The 18,978-nt window shown below is 65.3% G+C and carries 18 protein-coding genes; 5 read left to right on the top strand and 13 right to left on the bottom strand.

Features of this window, described 5'->3' with window-relative positions:
- Positions 1-83: 83 nt before the first annotated feature.
- Positions 84-701 (bottom strand): ferritin-like domain-containing protein, encoded by a 618-nt coding sequence (locus tag AC1DN0_RS03835; RefSeq protein WP_428177847.1) that lies wholly within the window; start codon positions 699-701, stop codon positions 84-86.
- A 155-nt stretch (positions 702-856) separates the two neighbouring features.
- Here AC1DN0_RS03835 and AC1DN0_RS03830 point away from each other — a divergent pair, with 155 nt between their 5' ends.
- The 5 genes from AC1DN0_RS03830 to AC1DN0_RS03810 all read left to right on the top strand — a co-directional run bounded on the left by AC1DN0_RS03830 (position 857) and on the right by AC1DN0_RS03810 (position 6,263).
- Positions 857-1,528 carry a sigma-70 family RNA polymerase sigma factor gene (locus AC1DN0_RS03830; protein ID WP_441624979.1) on the top strand — a complete coding sequence of 224 codons (672 nt, stop codon included), beginning with the start codon at positions 857-859 and terminating at the stop codon, positions 1,526-1,528.
- Positions 1,525-2,262 carry an anti-sigma factor gene (locus tag AC1DN0_RS03825; RefSeq protein ID WP_477111282.1) on the top strand — a complete coding sequence of 246 codons (738 nt, stop codon included), beginning with the start codon at positions 1,525-1,527 and terminating at the stop codon, positions 2,260-2,262. The genes AC1DN0_RS03830 and AC1DN0_RS03825 overlap by 4 nt, the downstream gene beginning before the upstream one ends.
- A 107-nt stretch (positions 2,263-2,369) precedes the next feature.
- Entirely contained in the window at positions 2,370-3,779 is a 1,410-nt protein-coding gene (gene argH / locus AC1DN0_RS03820; RefSeq protein WP_477145547.1) for an argininosuccinate lyase, read from the top strand.
- A 205-nt stretch (positions 3,780-3,984) separates the two neighbouring features.
- Positions 3,985-4,527: a TRAP transporter small permease subunit gene (locus AC1DN0_RS03815; protein ID WP_477143540.1), complete on the top strand. Its 543-nt coding sequence runs from the start codon at positions 3,985-3,987 to the stop codon at positions 4,525-4,527.
- The gene (locus AC1DN0_RS03810) at positions 4,524-6,263 is read left to right on the top strand and encodes a TRAP transporter large permease (RefSeq protein ID WP_441624985.1); all 1,740 of its coding nucleotides are present in this window, start codon (positions 4,524-4,526) and stop codon (positions 6,261-6,263) included. The genes AC1DN0_RS03815 and AC1DN0_RS03810 overlap by 4 nt, the downstream gene beginning before the upstream one ends.
- An 82-nt stretch (positions 6,264-6,345) precedes the next feature.
- Here the strand turns inward: AC1DN0_RS03810 and AC1DN0_RS03805 are convergent, their stop codons facing one another.
- The 12 genes from AC1DN0_RS03805 to AC1DN0_RS03750 all read right to left on the bottom strand — a co-directional run bounded on the left by AC1DN0_RS03805 (position 6,346) and on the right by AC1DN0_RS03750 (position 18,900).
- Positions 6,346-7,326: a quinone oxidoreductase family protein gene (locus AC1DN0_RS03805; protein WP_477145546.1), complete on the bottom strand. Its 981-nt coding sequence runs from the start codon at positions 7,324-7,326 to the stop codon at positions 6,346-6,348.
- A 177-nt stretch (positions 7,327-7,503) separates the two neighbouring features.
- On the bottom strand, positions 7,504-9,768 hold the full coding sequence (locus AC1DN0_RS03800; RefSeq protein WP_477145545.1) for an Orn/Lys/Arg family decarboxylase: 2,265 nt from the start codon (positions 9,766-9,768) through the stop codon (positions 7,504-7,506).
- A gap of 153 nt (positions 9,769-9,921) precedes the next feature.
- Positions 9,922-10,488 (bottom strand): dCTP deaminase, encoded by a 567-nt coding sequence (gene dcd / locus AC1DN0_RS03795; RefSeq protein WP_017230746.1) that lies wholly within the window; start codon positions 10,486-10,488, stop codon positions 9,922-9,924.
- 203 nt (positions 10,489-10,691) lie between these two features.
- Positions 10,692-11,522, bottom strand: coding sequence for a formate dehydrogenase accessory sulfurtransferase FdhD (locus tag AC1DN0_RS03790; RefSeq protein WP_477111283.1), 831 nt, complete (start codon positions 11,520-11,522; stop codon positions 10,692-10,694).
- Positions 11,523-11,579: 57 nt separating this feature from the next.
- Positions 11,580-12,122, bottom strand: a complete 543-nt coding sequence (locus AC1DN0_RS03785; protein ID WP_477111284.1) for a superoxide dismutase family protein — start codon at positions 12,120-12,122, stop codon at positions 11,580-11,582.
- A gap of 13 nt (positions 12,123-12,135) precedes the next feature.
- The gene (locus AC1DN0_RS03780; protein ID WP_441624994.1) at positions 12,136-12,537 is read right to left on the bottom strand and encodes a hypothetical protein; all 402 of its coding nucleotides are present in this window, start codon (positions 12,535-12,537) and stop codon (positions 12,136-12,138) included.
- A gap of 48 nt (positions 12,538-12,585) precedes the next feature.
- A complete protein-coding gene (locus AC1DN0_RS03775) occupies positions 12,586-13,794 on the bottom strand; it encodes a formate dehydrogenase subunit gamma (protein WP_477145544.1) in 1,209 nt (402 codons plus the stop codon).
- A 40-nt stretch (positions 13,795-13,834) separates the two neighbouring features.
- Positions 13,835-14,068: a hypothetical protein gene (locus tag AC1DN0_RS03770; RefSeq protein ID WP_477111285.1), complete on the bottom strand. Its 234-nt coding sequence runs from the start codon at positions 14,066-14,068 to the stop codon at positions 13,835-13,837.
- Complete coding sequence (fdh3B, locus tag AC1DN0_RS03765) at positions 14,065-14,733, bottom strand: formate dehydrogenase FDH3 subunit beta (RefSeq protein ID WP_477111286.1); 669 nt, start codon at positions 14,731-14,733, stop codon at positions 14,065-14,067. Before fdh3B ends, AC1DN0_RS03770 begins: the two co-directional genes overlap by 4 nt.
- Positions 14,734-14,770: 37 nt before the next feature.
- Positions 14,771-17,788, bottom strand: a complete 3,018-nt coding sequence (locus AC1DN0_RS03760) for a molybdopterin-dependent oxidoreductase (RefSeq protein WP_441625002.1) — start codon at positions 17,786-17,788, stop codon at positions 14,771-14,773.
- 56 nt (positions 17,789-17,844) lie between these two features.
- Positions 17,845-18,054, bottom strand: a complete 210-nt coding sequence (locus tag AC1DN0_RS03755; RefSeq protein ID WP_441625004.1) for a formate dehydrogenase — start codon at positions 18,052-18,054, stop codon at positions 17,845-17,847.
- Positions 18,055-18,261: 207 nt separating this feature from the next.
- Positions 18,262-18,900, bottom strand: coding sequence for a TorD/DmsD family molecular chaperone (locus AC1DN0_RS03750; protein WP_441625022.1), 639 nt, complete (start codon positions 18,898-18,900; stop codon positions 18,262-18,264).
- Between the last annotated feature and the right edge of the window lie 78 nt (positions 18,901-18,978).

Below are 18,978 nucleotides of genomic sequence, written 5' to 3'. Positions count from 1 at the left end.
GGACGGCGCAGAGCATGGCTTGCCTTACAGCAGCTTATCTCCCGGCCAGGGCGGCAAGCGAGCCCACACCCCCCGCCTGCGGCTCAGCCAACGAACGCGCCCGGCACCGGATCTTCGCCGAGCACGGACAGCAGCACCGCCCAATGCATCGCCTCATCGCCCAGGATGCTGCCCGCGGCCTTGGTCAGCTCGCGGTTATGGAAATTTGGCAGCACGCCCAGATAAGCCGCGGTGGCACCTTTTTCCAGCCCGGCGGCAAAGCGCAGCACATCGGCCTGCGTCTTGAGCTGGTCGGTCGGGAAGCTGTACTCGGCCGGCTTCTTCGCCATCACCGGGCTGCCGCCCAGCTTGGACACGGTGCCCGCCAGCACTTGCGCGTGCGCCTTGTGGTGCGTCTGGAACTTGACCGCGGTATCCAGCACCGGCTTTTGCAGCAGGCCGCTCTCCGCGCCGACCTGATAAGCCGCGATGGCCTGGTATTCCAGCCCGAGGGCTACATTCAGAATGGCGATATCGTCCTTGGTGCTGCCGGACTGGGCCTGTGCCCAGGCGGGCATCGACTCGCCCAGGCTCATCACCGCCAGCGATCCAAGCGCAAATAGGCCGGGGACTTTGAGCAGGCCGCGCCGGCGCGCATCCGGCGCAACAAGGATGCGGCTCTCCGTGTCCTCGCTTGCCTGGCGCTTCGCCGCCTCGGTCATCGACTGCATGCGTTCCATGGTGTTCTCCTGTCTTGGGGTGAAGTGGCGCCTCGATTGCGTTGCGTTATCGAAGGGCAATCCGTTGAAATGCCGGCGCCTTTCACTTCTACGCACTGGCATCGCGATCGGATGCAACAACCGGTGCGATCGATGCCATGCCGCCGGCAAGCCGTGCCTATAATCCGGAAACGTCACTTGCCTCTTTTCACCAGGGATCCCCCACGGTGTCCTCCTCCGCCAACGCGTCCTTTGCCCCCAGGCCGGCCGATGCCGACCGGCTCGCTGCCTTGCTGCAAGCCGCGGCACTGGGCGACCGGCAAGCCCTGCGCCAGCTCTACGACGAAACAGCCACGAAACTGTTTGGCCTCGCGCTGCGTATCACCAACAGACATGACTGGGCCGAGGACGTAGTGCAAGAGAGTTTCGTCAGCATCTGGCATCACGCCGGCGATTACCGGCCGCACCTGGCTGCCCCGATGACCTGGATGACGGCCATCGTGCGCAACCGGGCGCTGGACTGCCTGCGCCGGCAGGCGGCAGCGCGCGCCAGCCAGACCGTGGAACTGGACGACAGCCTGGGCGAGTGGATGGCCGACGATGCGGCCGGCCCGGCCGAACTGGCGCTCGCCAGCCAGGAAGCGCGGGCGTTGAACCAGTGCCTGCAACGGCTGGAGCAGCCGCAACGGCAGGCGATCTCGCTGGCCTACCTGAAGGACATGAGCCATAGCGAACTGTCCGAACAGTTGCAGGTACCGCTGGGCACCATCAAGTCATGGATACGGCGCGGCCTGGAACGGCTGCGCATGTGCCTGGAAAGCCTGTCATGAATCTCAGCCGCCACCCCGACCTGATCGACCGCCTCGCCGCGCAGTACGCGCTGGGCGTGTTGCGCGGCGGCGCGCGCCGCCGGCTCGAGCAACTGGCGCGGCAGGAACCCGCCATCCGCGACGCGATCGGGCACTGGCAGGCGCGGCTGTCCGGCATCGCGGAGCTGCAGCCCGCCGCCGAACCGGTCGACAAGGTGTGGTGCGGCATCGAGCAGCGGCTGGGCTGGCAGCCCATGCCCGACGCGGCCGCCAAGGCTGGCATACCGGAGCACTGGTGGCGGCGCCTGTGGAACGTGCCAGGCTTCTGGCGCGGCGTCACCCTGGCGACGGCTGCCGTGGCCGCGGTGGCGATCGGGCTCAATATGCGCATGGCGCGCCAGCTGGATATCACGCCCCTGGTCAACGCCGTGGCCGTGCTGAACGACGACCGCGCCGAAGCCGCCGTGCTTGTGACGTGGGATGCCCGCTCGCATTCGCTGACGTTGCGCCGCCTGGATCACCTGCCGCTGAGCGACGAGCAGGTATTGCAGCTCTGGGCCTTGCCGGACGGTGGCAAGCCGCAATCCCTCGGCGTGCTCGGACACCAGCGGCAATTGCGCCTCGCGGTGGCGCAGGCGGTGGGCAAGGTGCCGGCGCTGGCCATCAGCGTGGAGCCGCCGGGTGGCTCGCCCGACCCCAACGGGCCGACCGGGCCCGTGGTGTTCAAGGGCCGCGTCATCGACAACACGCTTTAGGCAAGGCTGGGAGACGCCCGGCAGCGATATAATCCCGGTTTCGCCGATTTTTCTCGTTTGCCCCGCGGCCTGCCGCCGGCTTGCGAGCCAACCCAGCCTTACCGCCCATGACCTCCCAACTTGCCAAGAAAGGCGAAGCCTGGTCCGCCCGCTTCTCCGAACCGATGTCCGACCTGGTGAAGCGCTACACCGCTTCGGTGTTCTTCGACAAGCGCCTGGCCCTGTTCGATATCCAGGGCTCTCTGGCGCACGCCGCCATGCTGGCCAAGCAAGGGATCATCGCCGAAGCCGACCGCGCCGAGATCGAGCGCGGCATGACGCAGATCCGCGGCGAGATCGAGGCGGGCAACTTCGAGTGGAAGCTCGACCTGGAAGACGTCCACCTGAATATCGAARCGCGCCTGACCGCCCTGGTCGGCGACGCCGGCAAGCGCCTGCACACCGGCCGCTCGCGCAACGACCAGGTCGCCACCGATATCCGCCTGTGGCTGCGCAGCGAAATCGATACCATCATCGGCCTGCTGGGCGCGCTGCGCGGCGCGCTGCTGGACCTGGCCGAGAAGAACGCCGACACCATCCTGCCGGGCTTCACCCACCTGCAGGTGGCCCAGCCGGTCACCTTCGGCCACCATCTGCTGGCTTACGTGGAAATGTTCACGCGCGACGCAGAGCGCATGGCCGACTGCCGCCGCCGCGTCAACCGCCTGCCGCTGGGCGCCGCCGCGCTGGCCGGCACCAGCTACCCGATCGACCGTGAATTCGTCGCGCAGCAGCTCGGTTTCGACGGCGTATGCCGCAACTCGCTGGACGCCGTCTCCGACCGCGACTTCGCCATCGAGTTCTGCGCCGCCGCCGCGCTGGTGATGACCCACATCTCGCGCTTCTCCGAGGAGCTGGTGATCTGGATGAGCCCGCGCGTGGGCTTTATCGACATCGCCGACCGCTTCTGCACCGGCAGCTCGATCATGCCGCAGAAGAAGAACCCGGACGTGCCCGAGCTGGCGCGCGGCAAGACCGGCCGCGTCAACGGCCACCTGATCGGCCTGCTGACCCTGATGAAAGGCCAGCCGCTGGCCTACAACAAGGATAACCAGGAAGACAAGGAGCCGCTGTTCGACACGGTGGACACCGTGGCCGACACGCTGCGCATCTTCGCCGACATGGTGCCGGGCATCTCCGTCAAGCCGGAAGCCATGCGCGCCGCCGCGCTGCAGGGCTACGCCACCGCCACGGACCTGGCCGACTACCTGGTCAAGCGCGGCCTGCCCTTCCGCGATGCCCACGAAGCCGTGGCCCACGCGGTGCGCGCCTGCGACGACCGCCGCTGCGACCTGGCCGACCTCACCGTGACCGAGCTGCGCGAAGTCACCGGCCTGGGCGACAAGGCGGCGCTGATCGGCGACGACGTGCACGAGGTGCTGACGCTGGAAGGCTCGGTCGCGGCACGCAACCACATCGGCGGCACCGCGCCGGCGCAGGTTCGCGCAGCCATTGCCGCTGTACGCGCGACGCTTTAAGCGGACGCACTGGCGACACTGCAGCGCAGCATGCCAATGTAAGTTTCACGTAAGTAATGCTTTGAAAAAAAGCCGCCAGGGCGCATGCCCGGTGGCTTTTTTTTATCTGGTTCTATTTTTGCGCAATGCGGTAGGTATTAGCCCCAAGCGCCGAAGCATATTGTTACAGATAAACTAATTGCCGCAAAAACAGGGGAGACAACCCATGTATTACTTGCTTGGTCTGTCACGACAGATCGACAGGTTGAATCAGCACGCGGGCAGGCTTGCAAACATCATGATCCTGCTGTCGTGCCTGATCAGCGCAGGCAACGCCCTGCTGCGTTACGGCTTCAACCTTAGTGACAACTGGCCGCTTGAACTGCAGTGGTATATGTTCGCCATCGCGGTGATGTTCGGCGCCTCCTATACCTTCCAGCGCAACGAGCATGTGCGCGTGGACCTGATCTACGGCAACGTATCGGAGCGCGCGCAACACTGGATCGATATCTTCGGCATTATTTTCTTCCTGCTGCCTTCCTGCGTGCTGTTCATGTGGCTGTCGTGGGAATCGCTGTTCCTGCCCTCGTGGCGCATCCTCGAGCAATCCGGTAATTCCGGCGGTCTGCCGCGTTACCCGATCAAGCTGGTGGTGCCCCTCGGCTTCGGCCTGCTTGCCTTGCAGGGCGTATCCGAGCTGATCAAGCGCGTTGCCGCCCTCAAGGGCCTGGTGCGCATCGAATCGAAATACGAGAGGCCGGTGCAATGATTCCATTGGAATATATGCCGCCGCTGATGTTCGGCGGCCTGGTGGTATTCATGCTGATCGGTTTCCCGGTCGCATTTTCGCTGTCGGCCGTGGGTCTTGCCTTCGGCATCCTGTCCATCCAGTTTGGTTACTTCCCGGTCAGCTTCCTGCAGGCGGTGCCGAGCCGCGTGTTCGGCAGCGTGCTGGCCAACGAGTTGCTGCTGGCCATCCCGTTCTTCACCTTCATGGGGGCGATCCTGGAGAAGTGCGGGCTGGCCGAGGATATGCTCGACTCCATGGGCCAGTTGTTCGGCCCGGTGCGCGGCGGCCTGGGCTACTCGGTCATCATCGTGGGCTTTATCCTCGGAGCCATTACCGGCACCGTGGCGGCCCAGGTGATCGCCATGGCAATGATCTCGCTGCCGGTGATGATGCGCTACCGCTACAACATGAAGTACGCCACCGGCGTGCTGGCGGCGTCGGGCACCATCACGCAGCTGGTGCCGCCGTCGCTGGTGCTGGTGGTGCTGGCCGACCAGCTCAAGACCCCGATGGGCAGCGCCGACGTGGGCAGCATGTACCTTGGCGCCTGGGGCCCGTCGGTGATCCAGATCGCGCTGTTCGCGCTCTACACCTTCGTGCTGACCCGCATCAAGCCTGACTGGCTGCCGCCAGTGCCGGTGGAAGAACGCACGCTGCGCGGCTGGCCCCTGTGGCGCAAATGCCTGCGCGGCATCATCCCCTGCGCGGTGCTGATCTTCCTGGTGCTGGGCACGATCATGCTGGGCATCGCCACGCCGACCGAATCCGGCGCCATGGGCGCGGTCGGCGCGCTGGTGCTGGCGGTGCTGCGCGACCCCGGTTTCGGCAAGCTCGACCGCACCATCTACCGCATCGGCCTTGCCGCCACCGGCGTGGCCATCATCGTCGGCACCGTCGCCTTTGGCTCGCACGCCTTCCGCATCCCGCTGGCGGTGGTCTACCTGGTGATTGCCTGGCTGCTGCTGCGTGCCGGACAACTAAGCGCGCTGCGCGCGCTGATCATCGATGCCTACCAGTCCACGGCGCGCATCACGGCCATGGTGGTGTTCATCCTGATCGGCTCCACCTGCTTCTCCGTGGTGTTCCAGGGCGTGGACGGCGGCGCCTGGGTGGAGCATATGTTCACCTCGCTGCCCGGTGGCTGGATCGGCTTCCTGCTGGTGGTCAACCTGTTCATCTTCTTCCTGGCCTTCTTCCTGGACTTCTTCGAGATCGCATTCATCGTGGTGCCGATGCTGGCGCCGGTTGCGGTCAAGGTACTGGCCCCGGTCGTCGCCGACTCGATGGGCGGCAACCCGGAAGCGGCGGCCACCGCGGCGCTGGTGTGGTTCGGCGTGATGCTGTGCGTGAACATGCAGACCTCCTTCATGCACCCGCCCTTCGGTTTCGCGCTGTTCTACCTGCGTGGCATCGCGCCCAAGGAAGTGAAGAGCTCCGACATCTACTGGGGCGCGCTGCCCTGGGTCGGCCTGCAGATGATCATGGTGGCGCTGGTGATGTTCTGGCCGGGCATGGTGACGATGTTCCTCGACAAGGGGTCGCTGCACCATACCAACGCGGCGGAGGTCACGATCCCGCTGGGCGGTGAGAGTAGCGGGCCAGCCTCGGCGCCATTGCCTGCCCGCAGTCCTGGCAGTGGCACGCTGGAGTTGCCGGCAGCACCGGCCGAGAGCGAACCCGCCGCACCGCAGTTCGAGTTCGACAAGAAGAAATAGCAGTGGAATCGCCGGCGGCCGTGGCCGCCGGCAGCAAGAAGGCCCCGCGAGTCGGGGCCTTCTTGCTGCCGTGACACGAATATCAGGGCAGCAATACGATAGCGCCGGTGGTAGCACGCGCCTCCGCTGCACGGTGCGCTTCGGCCACCTGCCCAAGCGGATACCGCGCGCCGACGGCTGCCCGGATCGCACCCTGCCCGATGGCCTGGAATACGTCCGCCGCGTYGGCGCGGAAGGTCTGCGCATCGGCGTTGTGCGGGAACACCGACGGCCGCGTCAGGAACAGGCAGCCCTTCTTGTTGAGCAGTTCGGGCTCGATGGCCGGCGCCGGCCCCGAGGCCGCGCCATACAGCGCCACCAGTCCGAACGGCGCCGCGCAGTCCAGCGAACCCATGAAGGTGTGCTTGCCCACGGAGTCGTAGACCACGCGCGCCTTGCGTCCGCCGCTGGCGTCAATCACCTGGCGCACCCAGTCCGGCTGCGAATAGTCGATGGCGATATCGCACCCTGCCGCCAGCGCGACTTCGCATTTTGCCGGCGAGCCCGCGGTGCCGATCACCGTGGCGCCGAGCGCCTTGGCCCAGCTGCTGAGAATCTGCCCCACGCCACCCGCGGCGGCATGCACCAGCACGATGTCGCCGGCCRCCACGCGATGCGTCTTCCTGACGAGGTATTGCGCTGTCATTGCCTTGAAGAAGACTGCCGCCGCCGTGACGTCGTCAATGCCGTCGGGCAACTTGACCAGCTTGTCGGCCGGCACGTTGCGCCGGTCGGCATAGGCGCCGATGCCGGCATGCATGTAGACCACGCGGTCGCCTTCGCGCAGGCCGGTCACGCCCTCGCCCACGGCCTCGACCACGCCGGCGGCTTCGTGGCCCAGCCCCGTGGGCGACGGCAAGGGATACTTGCCCGCACGCTGGTAGATGTCGATGTAGTTGAAACCGATCGCGGTCTGGCGCAGTTGCACCTGGCCGGCCGACGGCGCCGGCAGCACCGACGTCACCAGGCGCATCACTTCAGGACCACCGAACTCTGTCAATTCCACCGCACGTGCTGATGCCATTTCCGCTCCGTCGAAGTTGCTTGGATAGGTCCAGTCCCGGCCACTACCGCGGGGCACGAGCCAGGATACAGAGCGCAACTCTATCGCAATCTCGCGCGTGGCGCCGGCCTGCCCGCCGAGGCCGGGGAAAAGAAAAAGGGCCTCGCGCATGCGAGGCCCTTTTTCCATCGACTTGCCTTACTTCACGCAATCCACGAAGTACGCCTTGCCGCCGCCTTCGACCTCTTCCTCGACCAGGCCGTGGATGTCGGTTTCGAAACCGGGGAACAGCTTGTTGAAGTCGCGCGCGAACTTCAGGTACTGCACGATGATGCGGTTGAAGCGTTCGCCCGGGATCAGCAGCGGGRTGCCCGGCGGGTACGGCGTGAGCAGGATGGCGGTGACGCGGCCTTCCAGTTCGTCGACCGCCACGCGTTCGATCTCGCGGTGGGCCATCATGGCCCAGGCGTCCGAGGGCTTCATCGCCGGCTCCATATCCGACAGGTACATCTCGGTGGTCACGCGTGCCACGTCGTTGGCCTTGTAGACGCTGTGGATGGCGTCGCACAGGTCGCGCAGGCCGAGCTTCTCATACTGCGGATGCTTGCCGACGAATTCCGGCAGCACGCGCCACAGCGGCTGGTTCTGGTCGTAGTCGTCCTTGAACTGCTGCAGCTCCGTTACCAGCGAGTTCCAGCGGCCCTTGGTGATGCCGATGGTGAACATGATGAAGAACGAGTACAACCCGGTCTTCTCGATGATGATGCCGTGCTCGGCCAGGTACTTGGTGACGATGGCCGCCGGAATGCCGCGATCGCTGAACTCGCCGTCCACGTCCAGGCCCGGGGTGATGATGGTGGCCTTGATCGGGTCGAGCAGGTTGAAGCCATCGGCCAGGTCGCCGAAGCCGTGCCAGCGTTCGTTGGCCTTGAGCATCCACTCTTCGCGGTCGCCGATGTCGTCCTCGACCAGCGCCTCGGGGCCCCACACCTTGAACCACCAGTCGCCGTTGTTGCCGGCATCGTAGTCGCCTTCCACCTTGCGCATGGCGCGGCGGAAGTCCATCGCTTCCTGGATGCTTTCCTCCACCAGCGCGGTGCCGCCCGGCGCTTCCATCATCGCCGCCGCCACGTCGCACGAGGCGATGATCGAGTACTGCGGGCTGGTGGACGTATGCATCAGGTACGCCTCGTTGAACCGATAGCGGTCCAGCTTGCGCGTGTCCGAATCCTGCACGAGGATCTGCGAGGCCTGCGACAGGCCGGCCAGCAGCTTGTGCGTGGATTGCGTGGCAAAGACCAGCGCGTCCTTGCTGCGCGGGCGGTCTTTACCGATCGCGTGCATGTTGCGATAGAAGTCGTGGAATGCCGCGTGCGGCAGCCAGGCTTCATCGAAGTGCAGCGTGTCGATCTCGGTGGCCAGCATCTCCTTGATCTGCTCGGCGTTGTACAGCACGCCGTCGTAGGTGCCCTGGGTGATGGTCAGGATGCGCGGCTTCTGGTTCTTGGCCTGGCTGGCGAACGGGTGCGCGGCAATCTTGCGGCGGATGGTTTCCGGATCGAACTCGCTCTTCGGGATCGGGCCGATGATGCCGTAGTGATTGCGCGTGGGCATCAGGAACACCGGAATCGCGCCCGTCATCATGATCGCGTGCAGGATCGACTTGTGGCAGTTGCGGTCCACCACCACGATGTCGCCCGGCGCCACGTTGGCATGCCACACCATCTTGTTCGAGGTGGACGTGCCGTTGGTGACGAAATACATGTGATCGGAGTTGAAGATGCGCGCGGCGTTGCGCTCCGATGCCGCCACCGGGCCGGTGTGGTCAAGCAGCTGGCCGAGTTCATCGACGGCGTTGCAGACGTCGGCGCGCAGCATGTTCTCGCCGAAGAACTGGTGGAACACCTGGCCGACCGGGCTCTTCAGGAACGCCACGCCGCCGGAGTGCCCCGGGCAGTGCCACGAGTAGGAGCTGTCCTGCGCGTAGGCGATCAGCGCCTTGAAGAACGGCGGTGCCAGCGAATCCAGGTAGACCCTGGCTTCACGGATGATGTGGCGCGCGACGAATTCCGGCGTGTCCTCGAACATGTGGATGAAGCCGTGCAGCTCGCGCAGGATATCGTTGGGGATATGCCGCGAAGTACGGGTCTCGCCGTACAGGAAAATGGGCAGGTCGGTATTGCGGCGGCGCACTTCGTTGACGAAGGCACGCAGTTTCTCGATGGCCGCGGCTTCGGGCCGGTCGTCCTCGCTGACGAACTCATCGTCGTCGATCGACACGATGAACGAGGAGGCACGGCTGGACTGCTGCGCGAACGAGGTCAGGTCGCCATAGCTGGTCAGGCCCATCACCTCCATGCCTTCTTGCTCGATGGCCTGCGCCAGCGCGCGAATGCCCGAGCCGGAAATGTTCTCGGAGCGGAAGTCTTCATCGATGATGATGACGGGGAAGCGGAATTTCATTTGGCATCCTTGGACGGCAAGAAGGACTTGAGCCACATGGCCCGGGGACTCATCCCCCTGGGTCGGCATGTGGCTCGACGTTCAGGCTTCGCGCGCGGCCCGGCTCGCCCTGCTGTGCTACCGGTCGTGCCGCAACGCGCGCATTGTATGCGATCAGGTTTTCGGCAGTGTGACACCCTGCTGACCCTGGTACTTCCCGCCGCGATCGCGGTAGGAAGTCTCGCAGATCTCATCGCTTTCGAAGAACAGCACCTGCGCACAGCCTTCGCCGGCGTAGATCTTGGCGGGTAGCGGCGTGGTGTTGGAGAACTCCAGCGTCACATATCCTTCCCATTCCGGTTCGAACGGGGTCACGTTGACGATGATGCCGCAACGCGCGTAGGTGCTCTTGCCCAGGCAGATGGTCAGCACGCTGCGCGGAATGCGGAAATACTCCATCGTGCGGGCCAGCGCGAAGGAGTTCGGCGGGATGATGCAGACATCGCCCTTGAAGTCGACAAAGGACTTCTCGTCGAAGTTCTTGGGATCGACGATGGTGCTGTTGATATTGGTGAATATCTTGAATTCGTCGGCGCAGCGGATATCGTAGCCGTAGCTCGAGGTGCCGTACGACACGATCTTGCGGCCGTCTTCCTCCCGTACCTGGCCGGGCTCGAACGGCTCGATCATGCCGTGCTGTTCCGCCATGCGGCGGATCCACTTATCGGATTTGATGCTCATAGGGGTATCGGGATGAACAAATGAGGGCAGGCTCGGGCGCGGTCAGGACTCACCGGGAACACTGCTCGCATTTGCTCACAGGCGCGCCGGACCTGCCGGGGCCTTGCGATGGGCCGCATTGTACAACCAAAAACCGGCGCCCCCGCCGCAATAGCACCCGTCCCTGCGGCACATGGCTGGGACAGGCGGCCCGGAGCCCCGCCTCAGGCGGTAGCCTGCTCCGGTAACTGGTGCCGGAAGCGCTCGCGGCCGGTATAGAGCAGGAAATGACGTCCGGTGCACCGCGCGAACAGGGCCAGGTTGACGCGCCGGGCCATCTGGTAGCCCATCTGGGTCACACCCGAGCGCGACAGCAGGAAGGGAATGCCCATCTGGGCGCCCTTGATCACCATCTCGGAGGTCAGCCGGCCGGTGGTGTAGAAAACCTTGTCGGCGCCACTCATATCCTCCAGCCACATCAGGCCGGCGATGGCATCCACGGCGTTGTGCCGGCCCACGTCCTCGATGAACATCAACAGCTCGCGCCCGCGGAACAGCGCACAGCCATGTACCGAGCCGGCCTGCTTGTAGACCGACTGCTGCAGCCGGATGGTATCGACGATGCTGTAGAGCGTTTCCTGGTCCAGGGTGGCGTCGTCCGGCAGGCGGATATTGTCGACCTCGTCCAGCAGCGAGCCGAACACCGTGCCCTGGCCGCAGCCGGTGGTCACCACGCGGCGGGAGGTACGCTCCTCGATACGGTCCACGCCCGTGCGGGTCGTGACGGCGGCGGATTCGGTTTCCCAGTCGACCTGGATCGCGGCGATATCCTCGATCGACTCGACCAGGCGCTGGTTGCGCAGGTAGCCCAGCACGAGTGCCTCGGGCGCACCGCCCAGCGTCATCAGCGTCACCAGCTCCCGCTTGTCCAGGTAGACCGTGAGCGGACGCTCGCCCGGCAGGAAGGCCGGCCGCACGCGCCCCTGCTCATCGACCACCTCGACTTCTTCGATCAGGGGAACGCAAGCATGGGTGAGTTCGGGACGCAGGGGCATGGGTAGGGGAAAAATGGATGGGCAGCGCGACCGGGCGGCGCTGCCCTGCCCCGTCCGTCAGGACTTGGCGATCACGCCGCAGGCGATGCGGCCGCCGGAGTTGCCGGTAGGCTGGGTCTTGTAGTCGTCCGGGTCCTTATGCACGACCACCGCGCGGCCCACCACGCTGTTCGGGCCGGGGGCCACGGTCACGTCGGCCAGCTCGAAGCTGGCCTGGGCGCGCCCGCTGGCGTCGGCCTTGAGGTTGTTGATATCGCCGGCATGATGGTCGGGCATCGACATCGATCCGTGCGGCTTGGCCGTCGGGTTGAAGTGACCGCCGGCGCTCATGGCGTCGGGCGTGGAGCAGTCACCCTTCTCGTGCACGTGGAAACCATGCTCGGTATTGGGTGGCAAGCCCGTCACATCGGCTTTGACCAGCACCGTGTTGCCGCGCTGGGTGAATGTCACGCTGCCCTGCGTCGCGGTGCCGCTCCTGGATGCCAGCGCGGCGACGGCGGTGTCCGAACCATCTCCCATTCCCGTACCGGCGCAGCCGGCCAGGCCGCCTGCCAGGGTTCCCGCTACCGCCAGACCGAAAAGTACGCGTACATGCTTCATGCCGAACCTCCTCTCACGGTGATGTCCGGGGCGATTGTACCGCTCCGGTGCCCGGCGCTGCGGCCGGTTTGTGATCCGAAGGTGCCGCGACAGGGGCGGTGGACGGGCCGCCGGCGGTAGCGGCGGCTTCCCCGGTGGCGGGCGCCGCCGCCACAAATGGTCCCGGATCGGCACACGGCGGGGCTGCCGCGCCGGCCGGTACTTCTTTGCCCTTGGCTTTCATATCGTTGAAATAGTACGCAGCCGTCTTGTCTTGTGAACGGCAGAGCTGGTAGGCGGCCACCTTGTCGGCCCAGGCTGCACGTGCCTTGGCCTCGTCGGCCTTGAGCTTTTGCGCTTCGGTAGGGGGCGGCAGCTTGGCCAGGGCGCCCGTGCCGCCAAGTGCGAGGGCGAGCAGCAGCAGGATGCGTTTCATTGGTCTGATTCCTCTTCCTCGGGATCTGTGGCGCGACGCCGCGTTCGCTCAGGCTTCGCCGGTGCTGGCCCGGCCACYGGCACGCTCGCCGGGTTGCGGCTCGGCCGCCCGCTGCGCCGGGATCTTGCCGGACTTGATATCGTCGTACCAGAGTTCGTGATGCTCCTTGGCCCAGGCTTCGTCGACCCAGCCGTCGCGCATGGCGCGGTAGGCGCCTTCCATGCCGATGGTGCCCATGTAGATATGACCGCAGGCCATCGCCATCATCAGCACCGCCGCGATGCCATGGATCACATTGGCGATCTGCATGGTGGCACGGTAGAAATCCATGCCAGGCACGATCATATCGAGCACCCAGCCGGAAGCGGACAGGATCAGGCCGAACAGCACCAGCCCACCCCAGAACCATGCCTTTTCGCCGGCGTTGAAGCGCCCGCTTGGCACATGCTTGCCGGAAACGAGCCCACCCAGCTTGGCGAGCCACTGCCAGTCCTCGCGGGCGGGCAGGTTGTCGCGCACGAAGATCACAAAGCCGACGATCACGGCCAGCGTGAAGACCGGCCCGACGATGTTGTGGACGTTCTTCAGCAGGTAGGTCAGCCAGCCGAACAAGGTGTGGCCCATCAGCGGCAGCAGAAAATGCTTGCCGAACAACATGACGATGCCCGAAACCGCCAGCGTGACGAATGAGATCGCCATGGTCCAGTGCACCACGCGCTCCAGCGGCGTGAAGCGCTGGATCATGCGGCCGGTACGCGGCGTCTTGAGCGGGATGGTGCCGCGCCAGAAAAAGAAGGCCAGGATCGCGGCGGGCACGGCGACGATCAGCCAGCCACCCCAGACCGTGATCACGCCGTTGCGGAACAGCCGCCACTTCTGGCCGGTGCGCTGGATCAGCACGCCGGCCTCCTTGGCGGGCAGGCTGCTGTAGTGCGCCTGGTCGGAATTCACCTCGCGCCACACCGGCGCGTTATTGCCGGGCTGCGATTGCGTGCGCGCCTGCTGGGCCTGCGCCTCGGCGGCGATATCGCGCTTGGGCACATTGAAGATGTTCTCCGACGCGATGCCCGCGAAGGGCTGGACCGGGTGCGTGGCCGGATTGTTCGCGTCGGCAGTCACCGCGGCGGCAGGCGTGGCGGGCGTGGCCTGTGGCGACGATGCCTGGGCCCGCGCGGCGCCAAGCGGCGCCAGCAAGGCCAGCGCGCAGGCCACTCCCGCCAGGTAGCGGAACCAGCCAGGATTGAGCGTCGGCTTCATATGCCCTCCATCGGCTCGGCCGGGGTTCGCGTTGCCGGGGTCATGGCGTGCGGTTGTATTCGTTCTGGTTCTGGTTGCGCTCGTGGATCTGGTTCTGCCAGCTGGTCTTGTCGCCCGGCGTCCAGCCCTTGGCCACGAAGGGATCGCCCGGCGCGCCCTCGTAAGCCGCCGCGTCGGATTTCTTGTGCGCCGCGGTGGATGTCTGCGGGCGTTCGCCGCAGGCGGCCAGCACGGTGCTGCCGGCGGCCAGCAGGATCATGAGCAAGCGGGTCATGATGGCTGCGCTCCGGACGCGGCTGGTGCGACAGGCGGCGGTGCCGCGGGCGCGGCCGGGGCTCCCTGCGCGGCGCCCTTGTTGCCATAGGCCGTCCCCCAGCCGAACACATCGCCGCCCTTGCCGCGCTTGATCACGCGGTTGCGCAGGATGTCGGCGATCACGTCGCCATCGCCGCCCAGCAGGGCCTTGGTCGAGCACATTTCCGCGCACAGCGGCAGCTTGCCTTCGGCCAGGCGGTTGCGGCCGTACTTCTCGAACTCTTCCTCGCTGCCGTTCTTCTCCGGGCCGCCCGCGCAGAAGGTGCACTTGTCCATCTTGCCGCGCACGCCGAAAGTCCCGGCGCTGGGGAACTGGGGCGCGCCGAACGGGCAGGCGTAGGAGCAGTAGCCGCAGCCGATGCAGACGTCCTTGTCGTGCAGCACCACGCCGTCGTCGGTGCGGTAGAAGCAGTCGACCGGGCAGACCGCCATGCAGGGCGCGTCCGAGCAATGCATGCAGGCCACCGAGATGGACTTCTCGGCGCCGACGATGCCGTCGTTGACGGTCACCACGCGGCGCCGGTTGACGCCCCACGGCACTTCGTGCTCGTTCTTGCAGGCGGTGACGCAGCTATTGCATTCGATGCATCGCTCGGCGTCACAGATGAATTTCATGCGTGCCATGGTCGTTCCTTGCCCTTGATCTCAGTCTCTGTCGCAATCAGGCGAACCGTTCGATCTGGCAGATCGTGGTCTTGGTTTCCTGCATCATCGTCACCGCGTCATAGCCGTAGGTGGTGGCGGTGTTGACCGCCTCGCCGCGCACGATCGGCATCGCGCCCTCGGGGTAGTAGTCCTTGAGGTCCTTGCCCTGCCACCAGCCCGAGAAGTGGAACGGGATGAAGGCGGTATCCACGCCGACGCGCTCCGTCACCAGGGCACGCACCTTGATGCGCGCGCCGGGGGGTGTGCTGACCCAGCAGAAGTCGCCATTGCGAATGCCTCGCTCGGAAGCCGCGCGCGGGTTGATCTCGACGAAGTTCTCCTGCTGCAGTTCGGCCAGCCACGGATTGGAACGAGTTTCCTCGCCACCGCCCTCGTACTCGACCAGGCGGCCCGAGGTGAGGATGATGGGAAACTTCTCATAGAGCTTGTTATCGATATTGCGCTGCTGCAGTGACTTGTACAGCGTGGGCAGCCGCCAGAACGCCATCTTGTCGTCATGCGTCGGGTACTTGGCGACCATGTCGGGCCGCGTGGAATACAGCGGCTCGCGGTGCTGCGGGATCGGGTCGGGGAAGTTCCACACGATCGCGCGCGCCTTGGCGTTGCCAAAGGGGTGGCAGCCATGGTTCTTCAGCACCACGCGCTGGATGCCACCGGACAGGTCGGTCTTCCAGTTCTTGCCCTCGGCCTTCTGCTTCTCGGCGTCGGTCAGCTCATCCCACCAGCCCAGCTTCTTCAGCAGCACATGATCGAACTCGGGATAGCCGGTGGTGATGTCCGCGCCCTTAGAGCATGAGCCATCCTCGGCAAGCAGGCTGACGCCATCGCGCTCCACGCCAAAGTTGGCGCGGAAGTTGCCTCCGCCGTCCATGACGTGCTTGCTGGTGTCGTACAGGTTGGGCGATCCCGGGTGCTTAAGCTCCGGCGTGCCGTAGCAGGGCCACGGCAGGCCGAAATAATCGCCCGTCAGGTCGTAGCCGGTCACCGGATCCTTGCCGCCCTTGCAGCGCAGCGTGCGCACATCGAACATCTGCATATTGCGCATATGCGACTTGAGCCGCTCGGGCGATTGCCCGGTATAGCCGATGGTCCAGTTGCTGGCGTTGATCTCGCGCAGGATGGACTCGGGCTCCGGCTCCATCCAGGTACGCCCCGCGCGCTTGACCTCGAGCAGCTTGAAGTTCTTCGACAGTTCCTTGCCAAACCCCAGGCGATCGGCGAAGGCCTGCATGATGGTGTGGTCCGGCATGGACTCGAACAGCGGCTCGATCACCTTCTCGCGCCATTGCAGCGAGCGGTTGGAGGCCGTGCAGGTCCCGGAGGTCTCGAATTGCGTGCAGGCCGGGAGCAGGTAGACCGCTCGGTTCGGGTTGACCTTGTCGCCTTCGGCCGGCGGCATATTGGCCATCGCCGCGGTGGCCGACGGATAGGGGTCGATGATCACCAGCAGGTCGAGCTTGTCGAGGGCCTTCTTCATCTCCAGCCCGCGCGTCTGCGAGTTGGGTGCGTGGCCCCAGAAAAACACGCCGCGGACGTTGTTGTCCTGATCGATCAGGTCGGGCTTCTCGGTGACGATATCGATCCATCGCGATACGGTGGTGCCGGACTTCTCCATCATCGCCTGCGAGGCGTACTGTTTCTTGATCCATTCGTAATCCACGCCCCACACCGCTGCGAAATGCTTCCACGCGCCGGTGGCCAGGCCGTAGTAGCCCGGCAGCGAGTCGGGGTTGGGGCCCACGTCGGTGGCGCCCTGCACGTTGTCGTGGCCGCGGAAGATATTCGCGCCGCCGCCCGACACGCCGATATTGCCCAGCGCCAGCTGCACCAGGCAGGAGGCCCGCACGATCGCGTTGCCGATGGTGTGCTGGGTCTGGCCCATGCACCACACCAGCGTGCTGGGGCGGTTCTTGGCCATGATCTCGGCAACCTGGTGGACCTGGGCCTCGGGCACGCCGCAGACTTCCTCGACCTTGTCCGGCGTCCACTTGGCGAGGACTTCCTCCTTGACCTTGTCCATGCCGTAGACGCGGTCGTTGAGATACTTCGGGTCTTCCCAGCCGTTCTTGAAGATGTGGTACAGCACGCCGAACAGGAAGGCGATGTCGGTGCCGGAACGGATGCGCACGTAGTAATCGGACTTGGCCGCCGTGCGTGTATAGCGCGGATCGACCACGATCACCTTGCAGCCATTCTCCTTCGCGTGCAGCAGGTGCAGCATCGATACCGGGTGCGCCTCGGCCGCGTTGGAGCCGATATACAGCGCCGCCCTGGCGTTCTGCATATCGTTGTACGAGTTGGTCATCGCACCGTAGCCCCAGGTATTCGCCACGCCGGCCACCGTGGTGGAGTGGCAGATGCGAGCCTGGTGGTCGGTGTTGTTGGTGCCGAAGAACGACACCCACTTGCGCAGCAGGTAAGCGCCCTCGTTGCTGTGCTTGGAGGAGCCGACGAAGAACATCGAGTCCGGCCCGGTCTGCTGGCGGATCTCCTTCATCCTGGCGGAGATCTCGTCGAGCGCCTGGTCCCAGCCGATGCGCTGGTACTTGCCGTTCACCAGCTTCATCGGGTACTTCAGGCGATACTCGCCATGGCCGTGCTCGCGCAGCGCGGCGCCCTTGGCGCAGTGCGCGCCCATATTGATCGGCGAATCGAAGACCGGATCCTGGCGTACCCATACGCCGTTCTGCACCACCGCATCGACCGCGCAACCCACCGAGCAATGGCCGCAGACGGTGCGGCGCACCACGATATTGCTCTTACCCTCGCCGCCGCTCCCCGGCGCATCCGCGGCGTCCGCATGGCGCAACAGCGTCAGTTGCGAGGCCGCCAGACCCGCCCCCACCCCGATGCCGGAGCGCTTGAGGAAACTGCGGCGGTCCATGGTGGGCATCGCGCCAGCCAGGCCGGCGGCCAGGCGGTCGGATAGCCTGCCGGTGGCATGCCCGGCCACGGTGCCGGCCAGTTGCGAGGATGCGCTGCCCTGCGCCGCGCGCTTGCGGGTCAAGATCATGTATCACCCCTGGATGGAAACGAGGTCGAACGGGCGCGCACAAGACGCGACTCGGCTCACACCAGCGTTGTCCGGTAGTACTTGCGAATGTGTTCGGTAACCCGGTAGCCCTCGCCGTCGCCGGGCGTGACATCCGGAATGGCCGCGGCCTGCGTGGGCATGGCCGGTCCGCGCGCGGTCAGCGCAGCGGCCGCGCCGGCGGCGGCAACAACCCCCGTGCCGGCGAGAAAAGTACGGCGTGCGACCCTGGGCTGCTTGTCTTTCATGTGGGGCTCCTCGGCAGATTAAAGCCGATAACCAATCCTGTTATGTATTCTTTTGCCTATTTTAGATTGATATGTGCTGAAAGACCATGCAATACGCGGGTTTTTACTGATACCTGCGTTTAAAAAATACCATGCCCGGCTTGTTTGAAACAAGGTGGCAGGCGAGGCGGCCTCCTTCCGGCGATCCCGGCGATCCGCCTTGAAGGCTCAGCGCATGTCGAGCGCGATCGCCTCGACCGCCATGAAGGCTTTCAGCAAAGCGGCTACCTGTACATAGAAACGGGCTTGCGGATGCGCCGCCATGGCATCGCAAAGCGTCTCCACCCATGGCTGAACATGGCGCGCAAAGAAGTGTTGCTGCTCTGCGAGATTGGAAACACCCGCATCCTCGCCCGCCACCAGGAAACGCATCACTTCGCACAGCGTGGCGATATGGTCCTCTGTCTCGCTGACATTGTCCTGGCGCACCAGGCCATAGCGTGCCAGGTCGTCTCGCAGCGCCACCACAGGGCGTTCGTTGAGGAAACCGGTCTGGTAGTAGGAGCCGTAGAGAAGGACTTCCGGCTTGCCCACGCCGATGAACAATTCCTGGTACTCGTCGGCCGTCTCGGCGGCCGTCGCGATCGATGCTGCATCGCACAAATCATTCCAGGCTTCGCCCAGCGTGGTCGCGGCGTCCTCGCCAATGGCGCGGTTGGCGGCGATATGGTGCAGCAGCGCGGCATCTGGCGCGCGATACAACAGCGTGGCCAGCAGACCGTACAGGTCAGCGCGGGCGGTGTCCTCGGCATTGGCCGTGGCTTCGATGACCGGGGGAATCAGCTGGATGGGCTGGAAATCTGTCATTTCGTGATGGTTCTCAAGGGTACCGGGAGACCGGATTGCTGACTTGGCCGGCGCAAGCGCGCCTTGCCGCTCACGCGG

The sequence above is a fragment of the Cupriavidus sp. 05N39 genome (assembly GCF_056397325.1).
This window is presented reverse-complemented; position numbering and strand designations above follow the sequence as displayed.